Source organism: Paraburkholderia sediminicola, assembly GCF_046026895.1.
In the GTDB taxonomy this organism is placed as follows: domain Bacteria; phylum Pseudomonadota; class Gammaproteobacteria; order Burkholderiales; family Burkholderiaceae; genus Paraburkholderia; species Paraburkholderia sediminicola_C.
On sequence record NZ_JAQQEU010000215.1, the window covers coordinates 1 to 1,516 of the forward strand.

Sequence of the window (1,516 nt, forward strand, 5' to 3'; positions counted from 1 at the left end):
GTGACTTTACAGCTTTCTGTGCGCGACGCCGGCGCATTGTTTGACATGCCTTGGTTCGTGGCGCATCCGGCGAGCACGAACGCTAGGACCGCAACGGTAAATAGCTTCATGGCGGCACTTCTCCAGTCAGAAGGTGGGGGGAAGGTATAACGCTTGAAGTATGGCCAGTCCCATGCGTGTTAGCCACATCTGACTGACGGCTTCATGCCGAACGCCGCTGCCTCCTTTCGCGGTCAGACTCAACTTGCGCGCCACCAGTCGACGCGGGCCAGCCGACGGGAAGCCGGCGCGTTCGGCCGCCAGCGTTTCCCGAAAGCGGACATCGCGGCCTTCTCGCCGCGGACCTACCGCGAATGACTGCCCCAGCCGATGTTGCAACATTCACTGTCGCCGACGGAATGGCCGCTTACCGAGGCGGATTCAGCCGGTGGAATGTCCGGGCAATCGAGTGCGCGAATGACGGCTCCTGGCCGTCTTCCGCCCCTCACGCGTCTCCTCATGTAGGTTGATGCGAGTCCATGATGTCAGCTGCGATCCACATTGAGATGAGCGTGTGATCGAGGCAGACGTTTGCCCTGACGTCCTCGACAAACTCCGTCCATCGAGCTCGAGGTGCTCGATGGACGGGGAGATTGTCGCGCCCCATCCGGCCGATCCGCTGGGTCGCCTGGTCGCGAAGCGACGGAGGGGTGCACGTCGTAACCATTCGTGTGCGAGCGTGCCGGGCTTCCCGAATGCGGATTGCGCCACAGCACGATCATCAATCAAAACTGGACCATGTCAGAGCGCGTCACATTCATATTCTTCGCGACGCTGGCCGGTGCGTTTGACAGAATCCATGTCGCGGACAGTTCGGCGAACGGGTCCGGGGCCGAGAGCGTGTCGACCGGCACCGCCACTTTGAATCCGCGCAATGATGCGGCGGTCGCGGTGTAAAGAACCGCGCCGTGCGCGACGGTTCCAGTGACGATTACGGTATGGATGTCTTTCGCCTTCAATGCAGCTTCCAGGTTGGTGCCAAGAAACTTGTCGACGCCCGAGTGCACTACCGTCTCCTCACCTTTAGGCGCAAGCACCGGAGGCACCGACATGATCGACCCAGTCGGTGTCGTGCTGTAGACGACCATCATCTTGTGCCGGCGCGCGGCGTCGAGCAATGCGGCGACCTTCGGTAACGAGGCGAAACAAGTCGGTCGCTGCGTCGTCGTGCGATTACCAGTGTCGAAATCGAGCACGAGCAGCGCGGTATGAGCGGGATCGACCGTTACCGAGGTCAGAGGCGGCGACGGCGGCAGATGCACCGAATTCCAGGATGTAACAATGTCATCCGCCTGTGCCAGGCCGCCGAACAGCGGGACAAGCGCGACTGCATAGCGCAGGATACGAGAGCAACGCATGGAACCTCCTTCTATATGAGCCAAAACGATGGTGGCTCAGTTTCCGTTGAAACGAAGCAACGACGGGGCAGGATACTACGACGAACCCGATTGAAAAGGACCATCGCATCTCGGAATAT

Annotated in this window: 1 protein-coding gene; it reads right to left on the reverse strand. The window is 60.4% G+C overall.

Annotated elements, in window-relative coordinates; genetic code table 11:
• Positions 1 to 764 precede the first annotated feature (764 nt).
• A complete protein-coding gene (locus PQR02_RS40360) occupies positions 765 to 1,397 on the reverse strand; it encodes a cysteine hydrolase family protein (protein WP_408243374.1) in 633 nt (210 codons plus the stop codon).
• Between the last annotated feature and the right edge of the window lie 119 nt (positions 1,398 to 1,516).

Bases quoted from the DNA above. Each gene is read 5' to 3' on its own strand.
- PQR02_RS40360 (WP_408243374.1), bottom strand. From the start codon at position 1,397: ATGCGTTGCTCTCGTATCCTGCGCTATGCAGTCGCGCTTGTCCCGCTG.